At 61.6% G+C, this 18,264-nt stretch carries 15 protein-coding genes; 2 read left to right on the forward strand and 13 right to left on the reverse strand.

The window, feature by feature from the left end; translation table 11 throughout:
- Positions 1–8: 8 nt before the first annotated feature.
- Positions 9–1,187 (reverse strand): O-antigen ligase family protein, encoded by a 1,179-nt coding sequence (locus tag AC07OP_RS13490; protein WP_495101341.1) that lies wholly within the window; start codon positions 1,185–1,187, stop codon positions 9–11.
- Between the two features lie 148 nt (positions 1,188–1,335).
- Between AC07OP_RS13490 and AC07OP_RS13495 the strand changes: the two genes are divergently transcribed.
- Complete coding sequence (locus AC07OP_RS13495) at positions 1,336–1,902, forward strand: BUD32 family EKC/KEOPS complex subunit (protein ID WP_495101408.1); 567 nt, start codon at positions 1,336–1,338, stop codon at positions 1,900–1,902.
- On the opposite strand, the gene AC07OP_RS13500 is transcribed toward AC07OP_RS13495, so the two are convergent.
- Genes AC07OP_RS13500 through AC07OP_RS13530 form a run of 7 tightly spaced genes read right to left on the reverse strand, consistent with a single transcriptional unit; the run spans position 1,891 to position 9,985 of the window.
- Positions 1,891–2,988, reverse strand: a complete 1,098-nt coding sequence (locus AC07OP_RS13500) for a glycosyltransferase (RefSeq protein ID WP_495101342.1) — start codon at positions 2,986–2,988, stop codon at positions 1,891–1,893. The two genes, AC07OP_RS13495 and AC07OP_RS13500, sit on opposite strands and share 12 nt — an antisense overlap.
- Positions 2,989–3,030: 42 nt before the next feature.
- Positions 3,031–3,792: a glycosyltransferase family 2 protein gene (locus AC07OP_RS13505; protein ID WP_115486423.1), complete on the reverse strand. Its 762-nt coding sequence runs from the start codon at positions 3,790–3,792 to the stop codon at positions 3,031–3,033.
- 51 nt (positions 3,793–3,843) lie between these two features.
- Positions 3,844–4,800: a glycosyltransferase family protein gene (locus AC07OP_RS13510; protein ID WP_495101343.1), complete on the reverse strand. Its 957-nt coding sequence runs from the start codon at positions 4,798–4,800 to the stop codon at positions 3,844–3,846.
- Positions 4,801–4,823: 23 nt separating this feature from the next.
- Positions 4,824–6,221, reverse strand: a complete 1,398-nt coding sequence (locus tag AC07OP_RS13515) for a PIG-L deacetylase family protein (protein ID WP_495101344.1) — start codon at positions 6,219–6,221, stop codon at positions 4,824–4,826.
- A complete protein-coding gene (locus tag AC07OP_RS13520) occupies positions 6,218–7,114 on the reverse strand; it encodes a GNAT family N-acetyltransferase (protein ID WP_495101345.1) in 897 nt (298 codons plus the stop codon). The genes AC07OP_RS13515 and AC07OP_RS13520 overlap by 4 nt, the downstream gene beginning before the upstream one ends.
- Positions 7,114–8,244 (reverse strand): glycosyltransferase, encoded by a 1,131-nt coding sequence (locus AC07OP_RS13525; RefSeq protein ID WP_141156579.1) that lies wholly within the window; start codon positions 8,242–8,244, stop codon positions 7,114–7,116. The genes AC07OP_RS13520 and AC07OP_RS13525 overlap by 1 nt, the downstream gene beginning before the upstream one ends.
- Positions 8,228–9,985 (reverse strand): carbamoyltransferase family protein, encoded by a 1,758-nt coding sequence (locus AC07OP_RS13530; protein ID WP_495101346.1) that lies wholly within the window; start codon positions 9,983–9,985, stop codon positions 8,228–8,230. Before AC07OP_RS13530 ends, AC07OP_RS13525 begins: the two co-directional genes overlap by 17 nt.
- Positions 9,986–10,262: 277 nt before the next feature.
- Between AC07OP_RS13530 and AC07OP_RS13535 the strand changes: the two genes are divergently transcribed.
- Positions 10,263–12,362 carry a TonB-dependent receptor family protein gene (locus AC07OP_RS13535; protein WP_495101347.1) on the forward strand — a complete coding sequence of 700 codons (2,100 nt, stop codon included), beginning with the start codon at positions 10,263–10,265 and terminating at the stop codon, positions 12,360–12,362.
- Between the two features lie 285 nt (positions 12,363–12,647).
- Here AC07OP_RS13535 and AC07OP_RS13540 read toward each other — a convergent pair whose 3' ends face one another.
- The 5 genes from AC07OP_RS13540 to AC07OP_RS13560 form a co-directional block, all read right to left on the reverse strand.
- Positions 12,648–13,574: an ABC transporter permease gene (locus AC07OP_RS13540; protein WP_141605386.1), complete on the reverse strand. Its 927-nt coding sequence runs from the start codon at positions 13,572–13,574 to the stop codon at positions 12,648–12,650.
- Positions 13,571–14,557 carry an ABC transporter permease gene (locus AC07OP_RS13545; protein ID WP_108573639.1) on the reverse strand — a complete coding sequence of 329 codons (987 nt, stop codon included), beginning with the start codon at positions 14,555–14,557 and terminating at the stop codon, positions 13,571–13,573. The genes AC07OP_RS13540 and AC07OP_RS13545 overlap by 4 nt, the downstream gene beginning before the upstream one ends.
- Positions 14,550–16,073: a sugar ABC transporter ATP-binding protein gene (locus tag AC07OP_RS13550; RefSeq protein WP_495101348.1), complete on the reverse strand. Its 1,524-nt coding sequence runs from the start codon at positions 16,071–16,073 to the stop codon at positions 14,550–14,552. Before AC07OP_RS13550 ends, AC07OP_RS13545 begins: the two co-directional genes overlap by 8 nt.
- Positions 16,073–17,059: a sugar ABC transporter substrate-binding protein gene (locus tag AC07OP_RS13555; RefSeq protein ID WP_495101349.1), complete on the reverse strand. Its 987-nt coding sequence runs from the start codon at positions 17,057–17,059 to the stop codon at positions 16,073–16,075. Before AC07OP_RS13555 ends, AC07OP_RS13550 begins: the two co-directional genes overlap by 1 nt.
- Before the next feature lie 307 nt (positions 17,060–17,366).
- Positions 17,367–18,245: a DUF3800 domain-containing protein gene (locus tag AC07OP_RS13560; RefSeq protein ID WP_495101350.1), complete on the reverse strand. Its 879-nt coding sequence runs from the start codon at positions 18,243–18,245 to the stop codon at positions 17,367–17,369.
- Positions 18,246–18,264 lie beyond the last annotated feature (19 nt).

Genomic DNA, 18,264 nt, shown 5'->3' on the forward strand with positions numbered 1-18,264 from the left:
TGTCGAGCTCACTGATTGGGTAGGACGCGAACTTTATCACACGCGTCGGGTTTGGCCCGAGCCCAGACCAAAACACTGGCCAGGGCAATCGGCAACCAGGAGATAAACCACTCGGCCCGCGGCGTGCCGGTCAGGCTGGCGGCATCGAATTGCATGGCCAGGAACGAAAACACCCACATGCCGATGATGCCCTTGCCATAGAGCGTGTCGCGGGCCTTCCAGGCCTGCCACAGCACCCCGAACCACAGGCCGCACCACAGCAGCAGGCCCGGCAGGCCCAACTCGATGCTCACGTGGGTGAACAGGTTGTGGGAGTGATCGAAAAAGAGGTTGTCGGCAAATACCTTGTAGTCCCCGCCCAGCCCCAGGCCGGTCCACGGGCGCTCGCTGATCATCTGCACGGCGGCCATGAAGATCTGCGGGCGGTAAGACACGCCACGGGCCAGCATCAGGGATTGCATGGCGAAGAACACCGCCAGCGCCGCAATGACCGCGCCGATCGCAATCACCGTGCTACGGCGGTCTCGGCACCAGGCGGGCATCGCCACCACAGTCAGCAACAAGGCCAGTGCGGCACCACGACTTTGGCTCAATACCACGAAAAGTCCGAGAAAACCGATAGACAGCACCCACGCCACTTGCATCCAACGACCACGGGGCAACCAGTGCAACAGCCAAACCGCAGCCAGGCCAATCACGTAGGCGCCCAGGATCGGGTGGGCCAACTGCCCTAAACCTTCGAGGCGGGCAGTCCAGGCATTCTGCTCAACACCATAGAACCTGACGATCGCCACCAGCGACGACAAGGCAAGCCCGAAACCGCCCCACTGCATCACACGAATGACGCGTTCGGTTCGACCACACGCAAACACCGGGAAAAACAGCAGGAACACACCGATATACAGCAGGCGCTTGGCCTCGCGCGACGGGTCTTCGACGTTGGTCCACGACAGACTGACCAGCCCCCAGACGGCGAGCGCAGCGACCAGCAGGCACAGCCAGCGCTGTTCGCGCCAGACTTCCTTGAGACGCTCACGCGCCGACCAGGCAAACACCATTGCCGGCAACCACAAAAACAGCGTCAAGCCTTGTTGATAGATCTTATTGGTCGGCGCGAAGGCAATCGCCAACAAAAACCAAAGTAACCCGAAAACCATCCATACCTGCGCCCAACGACTTGCTTGCATCACCCGCTCCTGAATACGTTCAACCCACCAACCCGGCATGGTTAAAACCCAAAACTTTCGGCATTATTACCGATCACTGTGCCCGCGACTCCCACAAGGCTTTCCGACGATGCAATGTTCAAGGCTTTCCCAAGCCGATTTAACCGCGATGATTGAAGGTGCCAAAATCCTGGAACAGGACAGCTATGGCCCCAAAGTCTACCTGCTGACCGACGGGAATATCCTCAAACTGTTTCGCCGCAAGCGCCTGCTGTCGTCCGCGCTGTTTCGCCCGTACTCCAAGCGTTTCATCGACAATGTGGCGCAGTTGCAACAGCGCGGCATCCCGACCATGACCGTGCTCGCGTTCTTTCAACTGACGCCCCCCGGCATGACCGCCGTACTCTATCGTCCTTTGCCGGGCGAAACGCTGCGCCAGATTTCCAGCCGTGAAGGCTTTGACTGGCGCACGAACCTCGACCCGCTCGTGGCCCTTATTCGCCGCTTGCATGGCGCGGGCATCTACTTCCGCTCGTTGCACCTGGGCAATATTGTCGTGACACCGGACAATGAAATGGGCCTGATCGACGTGGCCGACATGCGCTTCCTGCGCGCGCCCTTGAACCCTGAATTGGCAAGGCGCAACCTGCAACACTTCGCGCGCTATATTGCGCGCGAGAAGCTGAACGAACGCTTTCCAATGCAAGCACTGGAGCAAGCGCTGCTAGCGGCATGAGAACAGCCGCCGGGTGGTTTCGGTGAAATCATTCCAGGCTTGCTCCGGCGCCAACGCCCGCGACTGAGCCTCGACAACCTGTGCACTGGAACTCCTGAACGCACGGTTCAGGAGGTCGGCCCAGGACGCGGTGCTGTCTACGGGCGCGTACCAGCCGGCATCACCCAGTTGTTCGCGGAACACCGCCAGCTCACTGGTCAATACCGGCACACCGGCCATCACCGCCTCTTGCAGGATCAACCCCAGGCCCTCTTCCGTGGACGGAATGGCAACCCAGTCAAATGCCCGATAGAGGGTCGCCGCCTCAGGAAAATGCCCCGGCAGGGACACCTTGTCGCGCAAGCCAAGCGCCTCGATACGCGCCTCGAGCCTGGGCCTCGCCGGCCCCTCGCCGATGATCACCAGGCGCGCATCCGGCTGATCGGCCGTCGCACTGGCAAAGGCCTCCAGCAAACAGCCAAACCCCTTGCCGTCTACCAGTCGACCTACCGCACCCACTGCCAGCGAGCCATCCAATGGCAGTCCCAGGTGGGAGCGCGCCTGCTCACGGGTAAGCACTGCGGCACGGAACACAGCAGGATCGAAGGCACTGCGCAGCACCGCCACAGGCCGTTGCAAGTAACGCTCAAGGGAGCTGGCGAGGGTTTGCGACACGGCCGCCAGGGTCAGTTGCGACGCTGGAAGCTGCTCGACGAGCTTGCGATCAGCTTTGCGCAAGCGCGTGACACCATGAAAAATCACCACGGCGCGCACCTGCGGCGAATGCTTTAGCACCGGTAAAAGCACGCGTGCGACACCGATGCCATCAAGCAACACAACCTGCACATCTTCAGGCAGGGCCCTCTGGAAGCGCGCACGCATCCAGGGCATCAGCCACTTCCACAGGTGCCGTCCCTTGAGCCTGGCAGATGAGAGATTCCACTCGACGGCCTCTTTGACCAAGCCATCGTTACTCTCGGCGCTGCCCTGAAGCAACCAGGTGTGCACCCGTACCTCGCTGTCGGCCTGGGACAATATCTGCTGATGAACCTTCTGCACCGAAGCGAATGCAGAGCCACCAGCCCACATGATGTTGAGAATACTCATCGAAAAAACCTTATGCGGTGTGGGTGCGGCTCGTCGTACTTACTAATGGATCAACCAACCGATACCGACCCCCAGGATCAGCATGACGGCCAGCTTGACCCGCTCTCGTCGCTTACGCCGTACCTTGTTCAAGCGCTCTCCTGCCGTCGCCACATGCAAACCAAAACCGGTGTGCAAAACGGCATCACCTTCCAGGGTAACGGCGGCCAGGTTCAGCTGCGCGTAACGCCTGGAAAGCCCCTTCTCACCTTCAAACCCGGCATAGGGCGCACACAACCAATATTCCTTGATACGCCGCAGGCCCGGGTTCAGCGAGAACCCCTGCCAGTCAGGCTTATCGGACAGCAAAGGATAGCAAGGCACCCCACCAATCAGCTCACGCGCCCCCAGATGGATATAGGGACTGTGCACCTGCAGGTCGTAGACGTAGTTACGCAACCAGACTTGCAGGATATCGGGGCGTTGCTCCAGGACCGTCTTGGAATCTTCGACAAAGCCGGGTCGATAAAACGCCCAATCATCTTCGCAATGGAATATGTACGGGGTCTTGACCGAGCCGTAGGCCAAGTCGATGGATGCCAATTGCCCCAGTTTCGGGCGGTTGATCAGGAACGTGCAATGGCCGAGCCAGTGCTCAGGAATCGCCAGGCGTACCGCGTCATCGCCAGAGTCTTCGGTAATGAAGACTTCGCGGATGGCCGCTGTATTGAACAGATCGAAGCTCGCGAGCGTGCGCTTCAGCAAATCGAAGCGACCACAACTGGTCACGACGAGCGTTATATCGCTTTGAGCGGAGAATTGCATTCAAGCCTCGATAATATCATAAGGCCACTAATCGCGGCCACCTGGCAGATATCAAACGCCCAATTTCAAGCGCAACTTTTCCAGCAAATTCAACGGGGCTCGGGGTCGCAGCGGTGGCTTCAGCACCTCGACAATGCGCTGGCCGATGCGCGCAAAGCTGAACTGGCTGACCGCGAGGTCTTGCCCGTTGCGCGCAATCTCGGCCGCCAACTGAGGGTTGGATCGCAATGCAGCGAGTTTTTCCTGCAACTGGGGAATGTCTTTGTAGAACACCACATTGACCATGTCCTTGAAGCCAAGGGCCTGGTTTTCCGCGGCGCCCTGGTCAAACGCCAGCAGCACACAACCACAGGCCATGGCTTCGAAGTTCTTGATCATATACTCGCCCATGCCCACGTCGGCACTGACGAAAAAACGAATCCGGTTGAGGGTTGCGCAGTATTCCTCACCGGATTTGGTGCGCGTGACCACCAAAGGTTCAACGCGGGCCAACTCATCGAGCAATGCCTTGCGACCACTGTAGGCCACGCTGTTGGTGCTGCCGACAAAGGCCAGCTCAATGTCGCGCTCCAGCCCCTGGGCCTGCAACAGCGCCTGATCGTAGCCCTTGGGCACGAACACCGCATCGAAGCCTTCGGCGCGCAGGCGTTCGGTCACCATATGCCCCGAACTGATGACCCGCGCCCACGGCAACCGACGGTAGTGGGCACTGAACTTGCCCGTGTACTTGCAGGGAATGTAGTTCTGGTAGGCATCGTGTTCGAGGATCACCAGGTTCGGGATCGTACGGATAAAGCCGGCCTGGCGAATCTCCTGCTTGAACCGCAGGAAGAACACGATGCGGTCATAACGGCTCACGTCGACTTCACGCTTGAAGTAACCGCGCAGGTTGCGCTGCTCAGCACTGCTCAGCCAGCGGGTATCACACTCGCAGTGCTCGGCAATGCCTTCGTACAGGCGATCCAGAATCGCGCGCTGTTCTTTCTGTACCAGAAACAAAACTTTCATGACCTTCCCTTTCACAACTGCCGTCACAAACGCCAGAACAACTCATGCCGTCGTACGGCCTTGCGGAAAAACTCGTTCTCACCATAAGGCGACCGCGCCCGCCCCGCCAAGACCCGTTGCAGCCAGCGCCGCACACGCCGCTTGAACGGCGGGGCGGGTTGCAGGTCATGCATCATGCCCAGCGCCATGGCCTTGTCGCGCTGCCGGGCCGGCGACAGCGACAGGCTGCACGGCCACAGTTCCAGCGTGTCATCGAACAGCGGCGGCAGGGCAATTCCGGCGCCCGCGTCGCCCATGGGCCAGCGGTCGTTGTCATGCAGGTGGTTGGCGTAGCCGAGCACGGTGGTCGGCTGCCACTCCAGACCTTGCAAGGCTTCGATCACCGCTTGCTGCGCGCAGATGTGGTCCGGATGGGGATCCAGGACCGGATGGGGCAAGACGATCACTTCAGGGCGCGCGGTCAGCAGCAACTGACGCAGATCGGCGAGCAGGTTTTGCCAGGTCGGCAGGCCATCGGCATCCGCCGGCAACGGGAAAGGGTTGAATTGGCGGAACAGGCGGGTATCCGACAGGTCGGCCTCGCGCGAAGCGATCGGCTGATCAGGCGCAGCGCGCATCGCCGGCAGTTGCAGGCAGAAGTAACCCAGCTGCACGCAGTGTGACTGTGGCACACCGGCCCAAAGCGGCACGGCTATGCTGTCCCAGGCGCGCAGGCGCCCTTTGGTCCGCGCGGCCTCGACCGGATCCAGGCCCATGCGTTGATAGTGCTCGGCTTCGATTTCACCGGCGGTAAGGGTCACGATCCATGGCTTGTCGGCCTGGCTGTAAAGACCGAAGGCAGCCAATTCGGCATCGTCGGCATGAGGCGCGATAACCATGACCCGCTGTGCCGAATAATCCGGCGTGCCCCAGGCCCACAGCCGAGGAGCGCCCTGCACAGTACAAAAACGTCCGCGCAAGCGCAGCTCACCGGACATCAGGGCCGACGCCCAGCCACTGAGGTTCAGGTAGCGAACGCCATTCACCCCGCGCTCGAAGGCCTGTCGGTCAGTGCTCTCGCCGCCCAGAATCTCAATGGCCGGATCCAGGAAACGTCCCAACCAACCACTCTTGACCTTGATAGCCAATACCAGGGTCGCCTCGGCTTGCAGCGGCGAATCCACCCGCAGCCGGTCACCGTCAAAGCGAACCCCGGCCACCTCGGCATCCGCCGAAAACCGGTATCGGTAGTCTTCGTTGGGCGCATAAAACAAATGGTCGGCAAACCATGCCTCGTGGGCGGCCCAGGCCAGCACACCGAGCACCAGCGGCAGCCACCAAGCCACCCAGATACCGATCACCACCAGCAACAGCAAGCCGATCAGCAAACCGACCCGTTTGTTGCGCCGATGGCGCTTGAGCAATTGCTGTTTGCGACTCATACGGTCAGCACCGGCACAGGGTTGCACCAACGGTCCTTGTACTCACGGTCGGCACGCCCGAAGGAGAAACGCAGCGGCTTGCCCACTTCACGGGCCTGTTCCCAGGCGCCCTGGGTGTTGAGGAAGCTCAGGACACTGCCCGGGCTGAACGCACGGGTTTCAGGGTCGACGCCGCCATTGACGTACTCCACGCTGATCCACTCCGGCGACTCGACCCGGTACACCAACTGGACCGCGATGGGCGCATCATTGAGGAAAATCACCGAGCCGATCAGCCATTCGCGCAGCAGCTCGATCACCTCGGCCATGCGCTCGGCGCCGGTGGCGACAAAGCCCCAGCGGCGCAGGAACAGATCGCAGTAGATCGCGGCCAATTCCCCACTGGAAAACTCGCTCACCGGTCGCACCACCCCACCGGCCTCTTCGAGCAAGCGCAGTTCGCGACGCTGGTTGTAGCGAAACTTCTTCGACAGTTCTTCCGGGGTGCGGGCCATGGCCAACTGTTCGGCCTGGAGCTTGAGGCCGCTGAAACGGCCTTCATTCAGGGCCGACAAATAGCGCGCACGGTGCCGCAAGGGCGCCTGGGCTGCAGGCGCGGCGGGCAGGATCAACTCGGCGTTGCCCAGGTCGAACAGGCCTTTTTTGCCGCGCTGCTTGAGCACATCCTTGGACAAGGCCAGGTCGCGCCCCCAGGTCGCGATGCAGGCTTGAAGCTCGCCGCCCTGCTCCCAGGCCAGGTAACGCACGGGGATGTCGGCCAGCCCGGCCAGACGTTCGATCACTTGCGGGTGGGTCGCGACACTGCCGCCAAAACGTTGCCAGGCATCGCTGTAGACCGGCGCGTCGACGACGGACCAGCCACGCTCGCGCCAGCCTTGGAATCGATTGAGCATCAAGCCCCCGCGGTCAGTTCAATAACGTGCGGCAATTGCCAGAAGGTATCGCGTACCGCCTGATCCGAGAAACGCTCGCGCAGGCGCTCCAGCATCATCTCGGCGCACTGCCGTTGCTGGTGTTGGTCCATCGCTGCCAGGTGCCGCAGCCCCTGGGCAAGGTGCTCGGCATCGCCGAAGGGAAACAGGATACCCACGCCTTCGACCACTTCCTTCGCGCCGCCACAGGCCGTGGCCAGCAACGGGACGCCGGCCGCCATGGCTTCCAGCAGCACCATGCCAAAGGGTTCATGGTCGGAGCTCAGGGCAAACACATCGAAGGCACGGAAATACCGGCGCGCCTCCGGCACCTGGCCGAGGAACAACACCTTGTCGGCAATGCCCAGCTCCCGTGCGAGGGCCTTGAGGTCCTGCTCCAGGCGCCCGCTGCCGAGGATCGCCAGGCGGCTTTCGGCCGGCAAGTGCGCCAGCGCCTGGGCAAAGCCCTTGAGCAGCGTGGCCTGGTCCTTGTCCGGGTGCAGGCGACCGACATTGCCGACCACCCATTCGTCCGGCGACAACCCCAACGCGTCACGCGCCTCATGTGCAGGCACCTGGGTGGCCTGCAAGGCGTCGACGTCGATGCGGTTGTACAACGTCTGGATGCGCGCCGCCGGCCAGGTCGGCAGGCAGCGGCGCATATCGTCACGCACCGCGTCGGAAACCCCCAGCAGGCTCAGGCGCTTGCGGAAGATCCCGGCAAACAGCCTGCGACTGCGACGCTGGTAGTCACCAAAGGCGTGATGCACGCCAATCACCGGCAGCCGCGTGCCGAGCAAGGCGATGTAGATCGGCTTGAAACGGTGGGCGATACAAAAACTGAAGTTGCGCGACGCGGCGATCTTGCGCAGTTCACGGATGGCACCCAGCTTCAGGCCACGGATGGCCTTGGAGCTGAATTCCATGAACAACACTTCATCGGACGCACAACCGGCGGCCACGTGCGGGTCGGCGACCCCGGTGAGAAACACCGTGGTCACCTTGTAGCCGGAGCCTGCAAACAAACTGGCGTACTGCCGCGCGCAGTCCAGGAACGGCCCGTCATAGCCATGGCAGAACTGCAGGACGTGGCGTTCAGCCGAGCGCGTCATAAGGGTCCACGCCGTCTTTGACGACCAGGATGTCTTCCATGATCAGGTACTGCAGGTCGGAGCCGAAGAACATGTTCAGCGCGTCGGTCGGCGAGCAGATCATCGCTTCGCCACGACGGTTGAGCGAGGTGTTCAGGGACACGCCGTTGCCGGTCAGTACTTCCAGCTCTTTCATCATGTCGTAGTAGCGCGGGTTGTATTCGCGCTTGAGCACCTGGGCGCGGGAGGTACCGTCTTCATGCACCACTTCCGGCACGCGGGTCTTCCACTCTTCCGACACTTCAAAGGTGAAGGTCATGAACGGCGCCGGGTGATCGACCTTGATCATCTGCGGCGCCACGGTGTCGAGCATCGACGGGCAGAAAGGCCTCCAGCGCTCGCGGAACTTGATCTGGTGGTTGATGCGGTCGGCCACGCCGGTCGCACTTGGGCAACCGATGATCGAACGACCGCCCAGGGCGCGCGGGCCAAACTCCATGCGGCCCTGGAACCAGGCCACCGGGTTGCCGTCGACCATGATCTTGGCAATGCGCTTGGGCATGTTCTCGATCCTGCGCCAGTTCGGCTTGCTCTCGTGCTTGGCGCAGGCGGCGATCACGTCTTCGTTGCTGTAGGACGGGCCGAGGTAGACGTGTTCCATCTTCTCCACCGGTACACCACGGGCGTGGGACACGTACGCGGCGGCACCGACAGCAGTGCCGGCATCGCCGGACGCCGGTTGCACGAACAGCTCTTTCACGTCGTCACGGGCAATGATCTTCTGGTTCAGCTTGACGTTCAGCGCGCAGCCGCCGGCGAAGGCCAGCTTGCCGGTGTCCTTGAGGATGTCGCCCAGGTAATGGTCGATCATCTGCAAGGCCAGCTTTTCAAACAGCGCCTGCATGCTGGCGGCGTAGTGGATGTACGGCTCGTCGGCGATGTCGCCTTCGCGCTTGGGACCCAGCCACTCGATCAGTTTCGGCGAGAAGTAGAAACCCTTGCCCTTCTCTTTATAACGGCGCAGGCCGATGACGTTGGCGTAGTCGGTGTTGATCACCAACTCGCCGTTTTCAAACGAGGCCAGGCGCGAGAAGTCGTACTTGCTGGCATCGCCGTACGGCGCCATGCCCATGACCTTGAACTCGCCGTCGAGCATCTCGAAACCGAGGAACTCGGTGATCGCGCCGTAAAGGCCGCCGAGGGAGTCCGGATCGTAGAATTCCTTGATCTTGTGGATCTTGCCGCTCTCGCCGTAGCCGAAGAACGTGGTGGCGTACTCACCCTTGCCGTCGATGCCGAGGATCGCGGTCTTCTCCTGGAAGCCGGAGCAGTGGTAGGCGCTGGAAGCATGGGCCAGGTGGTGTTCAACCGGTTCGATCTTGATTTTCTTCGGATCGAAGCCCAGTTGCTCCAGGCACCAGACGATCTTGTTGCGGTAGCGCTTGTAGCGACGGTTGCCCATCAGGATCGCGTCAAGGGCGCGGTCCGGGGCGTACCAGTAACGCTTGGCGTAGTGCCAGCGCGCCTCGCCGAACAGGCTGATCGGGGCAAACGGGATCGCCACCACATCAACGTCGGAAGGCTTGATGCCGGCCTGTTCCAGGCAGAACTTCGCCGACTCGTAGGGCATGCGGTTCTTTGCATGTTTGTCGCGTACGAAGCGCTCTTCTTCGGCGGCCGCGATCAGCTTGCCGTCGATATACAAGGCTGCGGAAGGATCATGGCTAAGGGCGCCGGACAGGCCAAGAATCGTCAATGCCACAGGGGTCTAGCCTCTTTTAGTCTGCATGCAGGCGGGTTGCGCCTGAAAAAAGTGTGCTTCCCGCCTGGGCAGGAAACAGCTAAAGGGCGGGATTATAGCTCAAAAGCAGTGGGAAGCTGTTAGCGGCAAGAGTCGCCTGCCCCATCGCCGTGTGCACAGTGCGAGCGCGCTGATGGGTCGCGTAGCCGAATTCCTGAATGATAAAAATCGTCCCAGTCACTAAACTCGCGCCCTTTTGCGCGTTTACACCCTAAGCGCCACGGATTCCGACTGACTCATGACCCCCCTCGCTCGCTTCAACCTGTTGTTGCCCGGCCTGCTCGCCCTGTGCGGCGTCGCCCAGGCTGATGACCCCGCGCTGATCCTCGACCCCAGCGTCGTCACCGGCTCGCGCAGCGCCAGCCCGACCTTCGACCTGCCCTACTCCGTGGACGGCATCGGCCGCGAGCAGATCAGCGACGGCCAATTGGGCATCAACGCTTCCGAAGCCCTGGCCCGCGTGCCCGGCCTGGTGGTGCAGAACCGCCAGAACTATGCCCAGGACCTGCAGATTTCCTCCCGTGGCTTCGGCGCCCGCTCGGCCTTCGGTGTGCGCGGCATCAAGCTGATCGCCGACGGCATCCCCGCCAGCACCCCGGATGGCCAGGGCCAGGCCGCCACGTTCAACCTCGACACCGCCGAGCGTATCGAAGTGCTGCGCGGCCCGGCTGCCACCCTGTATGGCAGCAATGCCGGCGGCGTGATCCAGATGTTTTCCCGCGATGGCGAAGGCCCGCCGCGCATCGGCGCCGAAACCCTGGTGGGCAGCGACGGCCTGAACAAGAACCACCTGAGCGCCGAAGGCGCGGCGAATGGCGCAGGCTTTGTACTCGACGCCTCGCGCATGGACACCAACGGCTACCGCGACCACAGCAGTGCCCGTCGCGACCAGACCTTCGCCAAGCTCAACTTCCAACCGGATGACGACAGCAAGCTGGCGCTGATCTACAGCAGCCTGGAACAGAATGGTACCCAGGATCCACTGGGGCAGACCTGGGACGCCTACAAGGCCAACCCGCGTTCGGTGAGCAGCAATGCGCTGACGTACAACACGCGCAAAAGTATCGATCATCAGCAATTGGGCATGAATTATGAGCGGTATTTCGGTGATGCGACGCTGCAGGTGAACGGGTATACCGGGCGGCGGAGTGTGATTCAGTATCTGTCGATCCCGGACAGGTTCGGCAGTGGCGCCGCCAACCCGGCTAACGCTCGCGGCGGTGTGGTAGCTTTCGACCGCAAGTTCTATGGCGGCTCCCTCCATTGGCTGCAACCCATCACCAGCGCACCCGGCGACCTGACCCTGATCACCGGCCTCGACTACGACCGCAGCCAGGATGATCGCCAAGGTTATTCCAACACCGTCAATGGGGTGCATGGTGTCAAAGGGGCCTTGGGTCGCGATGAAATCGACACCGCCACCAGCCTCGACCCGTTCGTGCAAGCCAACTGGTTGCTGGGTGACTGGACCCTGCAAGCCGGCCTGCGCCACAGCACCATGGAAATGGACGTAGACGATCACTTCCTCAGCGACGGCAACGACAGCGGCAGCAAGACCTACCAGAAGAACACGCCGTCGGTCAGCGTCATGTACGCCTTCACACCTGACTTGCACGGTTATGTAAGCGCGGGCAAAGGTTTCGAAACCCCAACCCAGGCCGAGTCCGCGTACTCCAGCACGGCGAACGGCTTCAACTTTGCGCTCAAGCCATCGGTCAGCAAACAGTATGAAATCGGCCTGAAAGCTCGCATTGGCCAGGACACCCGCGTGAATGCGGCCCTCTTTCAGATCACCACCGAGGACGAACTGGTAGTGCAGCAATCCAGCGGAGGGCGCACCACTTACCAAAACGCCGGCCGCACCCTGCGCCGCGGCTTCGAACTGGGCATCGAAAGCCAACTCAGCGAACAGTGGAGCACCAACCTCGCGTACACGCGCCTGCAAGCCACCTACGACAGCGACTTCACCAGTGGCACAACTCCCGTGGACAAAGGCAACTACCTTCCCGGCGTGCCGCAAACCACGCTGTTCGCCGAGCTGAACTGGAAACCCCGGGACTGGGTCAGTACCGCTGTCGAAGGCCTGTACCGCAGCAAGGTCTACGTCGAAGACACCAACAGCCAACACGCTGCGCCGGGCTACAGCGTGTTCAACTGGCGCGCACGGTTCGAGCAGAAGGTCGAACACTGGACCTTCCACCAGACCCTGCGCCTGGACAACCTGCTGGACCGCCAGTACGTCGGTTCGGTGATCGTCGGCGACGGCAATGGCCGCTACTACGAAGCGGCGCCCGGGCGCTCCTGGTACGCCGGGGCGGGTGCCGAGTATCAATTCTGAACGCACCACACCTTCAATGTGGGAGGCCCCGCGCTGTCGCGCAGCAAACCGGAACCCCTGTGGCGAGCGGGCTTGTCCCGCGTCGGGCTGCGCAGCAGCCCCAAAACCGGGTGCAGAGGAGTACCTGATACCCCGCATTCGTCTTCATCAGGGGGGCGCTTCGCACCCAACGCGGGACAAGCCCGCTCACCACCGGAATGCGGTCGCCTGAAATTGTTTATGTAATAAGGGGAGTTTGCTCATGCCCCCCAAGCGTCGGATGGAGTCCGCCTTTGGGGTGCAACACTAGACGCGCTCCAGCATCCGCCGGCTGGCAAAACTGAAGCTCAGCACGATAAAGATCAGCACCCCGGTCGCCACCTGCTGCCAGTAGAAATTCCAGCCGATCAGCAGCAGCCCGTTGGCGATCACGTTGATAAACAACACGCCCAGCAGGGTCCCCGGAACATTCGCCCGTCCCTGTCGGCTCAAGGTGGTGCCGATAAACACCGCGCCAATCGCATTGAGCAAAAACGCGTTACCGGACAGCGGCACATAGGCGCTGACTGTCGAGCTGAGCAACACACCGGCCACCCCACAGGCCAGGGCGGTAGCCAGGGCCACGATGGTGACGATGCGCCGCACCGACAACCCCGAGTAATACGCCAGCAGCGGCTGGGTGCCCTGGGCCAGCAACTCACGGCCCAGGCGTCCGCGCGCCAGGGCCAGGCCGTAGAACAGCGCCAGCCCCACTACCACCAGCAGCGGTGTCAGCCCAGTGAGCTCAGGCTTCAAGCCTTGGCTGATATAGATCGGCTGGCCGCCGTCCGAGAGCAGTTGCTGGGCGCTGGTGCCGATAAACAGGGTGCCCAGGGTGGCCAGGAACGGACTGATGCGCAGCCCGGCAATCAGGCCGGCGTTGACCAGCCCCACCAGCAGCGCCGCCGCCAGCGCGCCCGTGGCCGCCACCGCCCAGCCATGGCCGCCATTGAGCAGCACCACAAAGCTGAAACTGGCAAAGTCCAGCGCCGTGCCCACCGACAGGTCGATGCCACCGGCCGCTACCGCGTAGGTCATGCCGATAGCGACAATCGCCAGCAGCACGAAGTTGTTCAGCACCAGGCTTTGCAGGTTGCCTGCACTGAGGAAGCCCGGCGCTTGCAGCGCAAACACCACGACAATCAGGGTGAATACCAGTGGCAATGTCAGCGGCAATACGGCGCGTGCGTTCATGCCGTCGCCCCTCGGTTCACTGCACTGGAGGCTGCGACGACCAGCAGGATCAACACGCCCTGCACACCATTGACCCAGAAGCTGGAGAGGTTAAGCAGTTGAAAGCCATTGATCAGAAAACCAATCAACAGCGCCGCCAGCAACGTCCCAGGAATGCTCGCCACCAGCCGGCGGGAAAACACCACGCCGAGAAAGGCGATCGCCACCACCGACAGCAGCATGTCACCGGAGCCGGTGGTGCTGCCGCTGAAGAACGCCGCCGAACACAGCGCAGCCACCGCGGCACATAGACCGGACAGCAGATAGCTCGACAATACGTAGACGGGCACTCCAATGCCCGCCGCTTCGGCCGCCTGGGGGTATTCGCCCACCGCATGCAGGCGCAGCCCATAGGCCGAGTGCTGGATAAGCAGCGTCAACACGCCCGCCGTCACCAGCAGCACCCAGGCCAGGGCCGGTACGCCCAACCAGGTGCCACCACTGAGCAGGTCCAGCAGCGGCGAGTCCGTGGAGACCACCGTGTTCTCCGTCAACACCAACTCCAGCCCCGCCAATACATTCATGCTCGCCAGGGTCGCCAGCAACGGCGGCAAACGCAGCACCACCACGGCCAGCCCATTCAGCAAGCCGACCGCCAAACCGCAGCCCAGAGTCAGCAGCAACGTCAACCCGAGATCCAGGCCGGCATTATTGAGGCGGCTGAATACCGCCGCGCACAAGCCCAGGTTGGCCGCCAGCGACAGGTCCAGCCCTCCAGCCACCACGTTCGAGCCGCCGCCGATAATCACGCAGGTGAGCCCGAAGGCCAGCACGCCGAGGATCGCCGACTGGCTGAACACATTGGCCAGATTGCCTACCGACAGAAAATTCGGCGCAGCCACGGCAAACCCCAGCAGGATCGCCACAAACACGCCCACCGACCCACGGCGCAGCACCAGCACCCATAACCGCTGCGATAACCCAGGCGTCGCCGTTTCAAGCATGTTCCACCTCTCGAGCGCTTAAAGCCGCCGCAGCCACGGCTCCCGTCGCACAGGCCAGCAACTGATCGCTGTCCGCCTCCCCGGCACGGAATTCACCGGCGATCTCACCCCGATGCAGCACCAGGATTCGGTCACTGATCCCCAACAACTCCGGCAAATCCGACGACAGCACCAGCACCGCCGCGCCCTCTTCCACCAAGCGTCCGATCAAGCGGTAGATTTCCACCTTGGCCCCCACATCCACCCCCACGCAGGGCTCATCCAACAGGTACACGGCGGAGCGGCGGCTCAGCCACTTCCCCAGGGCGACCTTCTGCTGGTTGCCGCCACTGAGCTGGCTGACCGCCGCTTGGGGCCCAGGCGCCTTGATTGCCAATTCGTCGATCAGCCGCAGGCTTTCCGCCTGCTCCTTGCGGCGGCTCAACAAGCCCCAGCGGCTGAACCGTCCGAGCCCCGCCAGCGTGAGGTTTTCCAGCACCGAAAGCACTGGCGAGATCCCCTGGCTGCGCCGCTCTTCCGGCACCAGCGCAATGCCCTCGGCAATCGCCTGGGCCGGCGAACGCAGGCGCAGTAAACGCCCGCCCAGATGCACACTGCCGCTGTCGGCGCGCTCGACACCGAAGAGTGTCTTGAACAACTCCTTGGCTCCCGAGCCGACCAGCCCGGTCAGGCCGACGATTTCTCCGCGCCGCACGTCCAGATCGATCTGCCGATAGCGCCGCGCCAGGCTCAACCCGCGTACCTGCAACAGCGGCGCTCCCAGTGCAACCTTGGCCTTGGGGTACATCTCCTGCACCTCGCGGTTAACCATCAGCCGCGCAATCTCGGCGCTGGACGTATGCCGGGGCTGCACCACCGCCACGTCCCGACCATTGCGCAGCACCGTGACTTCATCGCAGAGGCTGTCGATTTCCTGCAGGTAATGGGAGATGTACAGGATGGATAAACCCTGGTCGCGCAGACGTTTGACGATGCGCAGCAACTGGTCGACTTCACGCTTGACCAACGCCACGCTGGGCTCGTCGAACACCAGGATCTTGGGCTGGCGAATCAACGCCCGGGTGATTTGCAGCACCTGGCGTTCGGCGCTGTTCAGCTCGCTCACCAGCGCACCGACGGGCAATTGCAAATCAAAATATTCCGCCAGCAAGCGCTCGGCTTCACGTTGCTGCCGACGTCGATCCACAAAGGGCCCGCGCCGCAATTCATGCCCGAAAAACAGCGCCTCGCCCACGGTAAAACTGGCGGGCAACAGACGCTCCTGATGGATGAACTGCACGCCCAGCGCATCCACCTGGCGCGGTGACAAGGCGGCGTACGACTGGCCATCGATACTCACCTGCCCCGCGTCCGCCTTGTGGATGCCGGCCAGGATCTTGATCAGGGTCGACTTGCCCGCACCGTTCTCACCCACCAGGCCGTGGATGCTGCCACGTTCGACTTTAAGGCTTGCGTCATCCAGCGCCAGGGTGGCGCCAAAGCGTTTACGCAGGTGGTGCAGGTGCAGTGCCGGCATCAGTCACCCCGCAGTTGCTGAACCTGGTCCAGGTTGGCTGCGGTGGTCAGCAGCGTGGCCACATGGGTTTCCTTGGGCAGGTCTCGTTGCCCGGCCAGGTAGCGCGCCACGTTCTGCACAGCGGTCTTGCCGATCAACGCCGGTTGCTGCGCCACCACCGCTCCCACCGGCGAATTTGCCTGGCCGAGCAGCGCCAGCACTTCCGGCGTACCGTCGACGCCGTAAGTCTTGATCTCGGTGCGCTTGGCATCGATCAGCGCCTTGCTCGCGCCCAACTGAGGAATGTCCCACGCCGACCAGATCGCCGAGACGCTGCCCGCCGGGTACTTGTTGAGCAGCGCCGAGACTTGTGAATAAGCATCCTGCACGGTGTTGGGGATCACGTCGCGAAGTTCCGGCTGGATGATTTCCAGCTGGGGGTAATCCTTGAGCGCCAGCTTCAACTGGTCATAACGGATCGCACACACCGGCACGCCGTAGAAACCGTTGAACACCAGGATCTTGCCTTTGCCGCCGGCGTCCTTGATCAACTGATCGGCCAACGCCTTGCCGGTGGCGACGTTGTCGGAGGTGGTGTTGTTGAGGCTGTACTGGGACGGTGCATCGATGGTGAACAGCGGGATGCCGGCCTTGCTGATGCGCTTGAGCCAGGGGTCGATCACGCTGAGGGTGCCGAGGGTCTGGATCACGGCGTCGGGTTTCTGGGTGACCACGGTTTGCAGCTGGGTCACCAGGTTCTTGTCGTTACGCCCGGCATCGAGGGTGATCGGCGTGCCGCCCAGGCGCTTGATCTCATCGACCTGGGCCTGGAACGCCTTGATATCGAAATAGTGACTGGTGCCGGTCATGCTCACGGCAATGCGCTTGCCGGCCAGGGACGGCACGGCCTCATCGCCCTCGGCAGCCTGGACACTGACGACATGGCCCAGCAACAGCGCGGCGCCAAGGCAGATCAAACGGGAAAGCGAGGAAAAGCTGGAAGTCATACAGGGCTCCGCTGCGACCGGTGAAAGGGTTCACCAGGAGGCATTGCAGAGCCCGTGCCAGGATTTTTATTGCATTAAATCAAGGGGGTAACGTTTCCGCATGAAGGAAGACTGTCGTTCTGGGGCAACAACTGTCTGTTAACTGTTGCTCAGGCAACAGTTCTTACTATTGAACGCGTCAGTAGACTCGCACAACCACGGCCGTCGGTTACTCAGGTGCTGCCCGTTGACACTCTAAAATCGCGGACATAGAATTTGCCGCAAATGGACTGGGGGATCCCGGTCGGCGTTATAGCCTCGGTGAGTCTCACCGGGGCTTTTCGCTTTCAGCAGTAGGGAAAATTTTCAGCCCCCAATTTTCAAAGCCCTCTCCCACCTTGTTCCGCCCTCCACTGCAATAAAACTTGCGTTTGAGCACGTCAAAGGCACGATTTTCCTGGCCCGGTCGTAAAACGCTCATGCCGATGGGGCGCGCAACAAGATCCGCAAGCTGCAACCCCGTAGAGTTGACCTGCTTCGTGGCAAACACGATGTCAAATGGTAGGCGGATACCTGGACGGTTGGCTCCATCGCACATCCGACGAAACTCCAACTCAAGCTCGTTATCCTCTTTACGACCTCGACGCTCGAAAATCACATGCGTCAGTGCGCTCTGCTGATTTTTCTCATGTAAAAACTCGTGAAGCGTCTCAAGACAGAAGCCCAAAGCCAGATGGTAGGGGTTGTGTATTGGGCCTTGCTGCTCTCTAAGCGTAGCTTTATCAATCACACAACTGATCAAGACGAAATTGCTCGACTCAATGATGCTGGTCAGCTCCTCCAGGAAAACATGCTTGTCTTGGCGAGAGACAAACATACTGGAGAACGCCCCTTTTTCCTTACGGATTTCCAGCTCATGCAAGCCAACAAGGTCATGCCCCATATGATTGAACTTGAACTTTTGAAGGGCAGGGATGACCTTTTCGCAATAGTGCCTCTTATGGAAAACACAGAAAGCTAAAACAAACATGGGGTAGTTGACATCAAGTGTCTGCATCCCGTGATCGCCACTTTCATCCACATAGACGATGAAGTCGCTGAACTCCCCTTTTGGCGGTTTCGCTGCCACAACTTCTGCAACACGCTCCGCCTCACTCTCACTTTCAAAGAGCAGAAACTGCGGAGGGGTTAGTTTTTCATCTGCCATGGGATATTTAATCCTAGGT

This window comes from Pseudomonas sp. GW821-FHT09D08 (assembly GCF_059416305.1).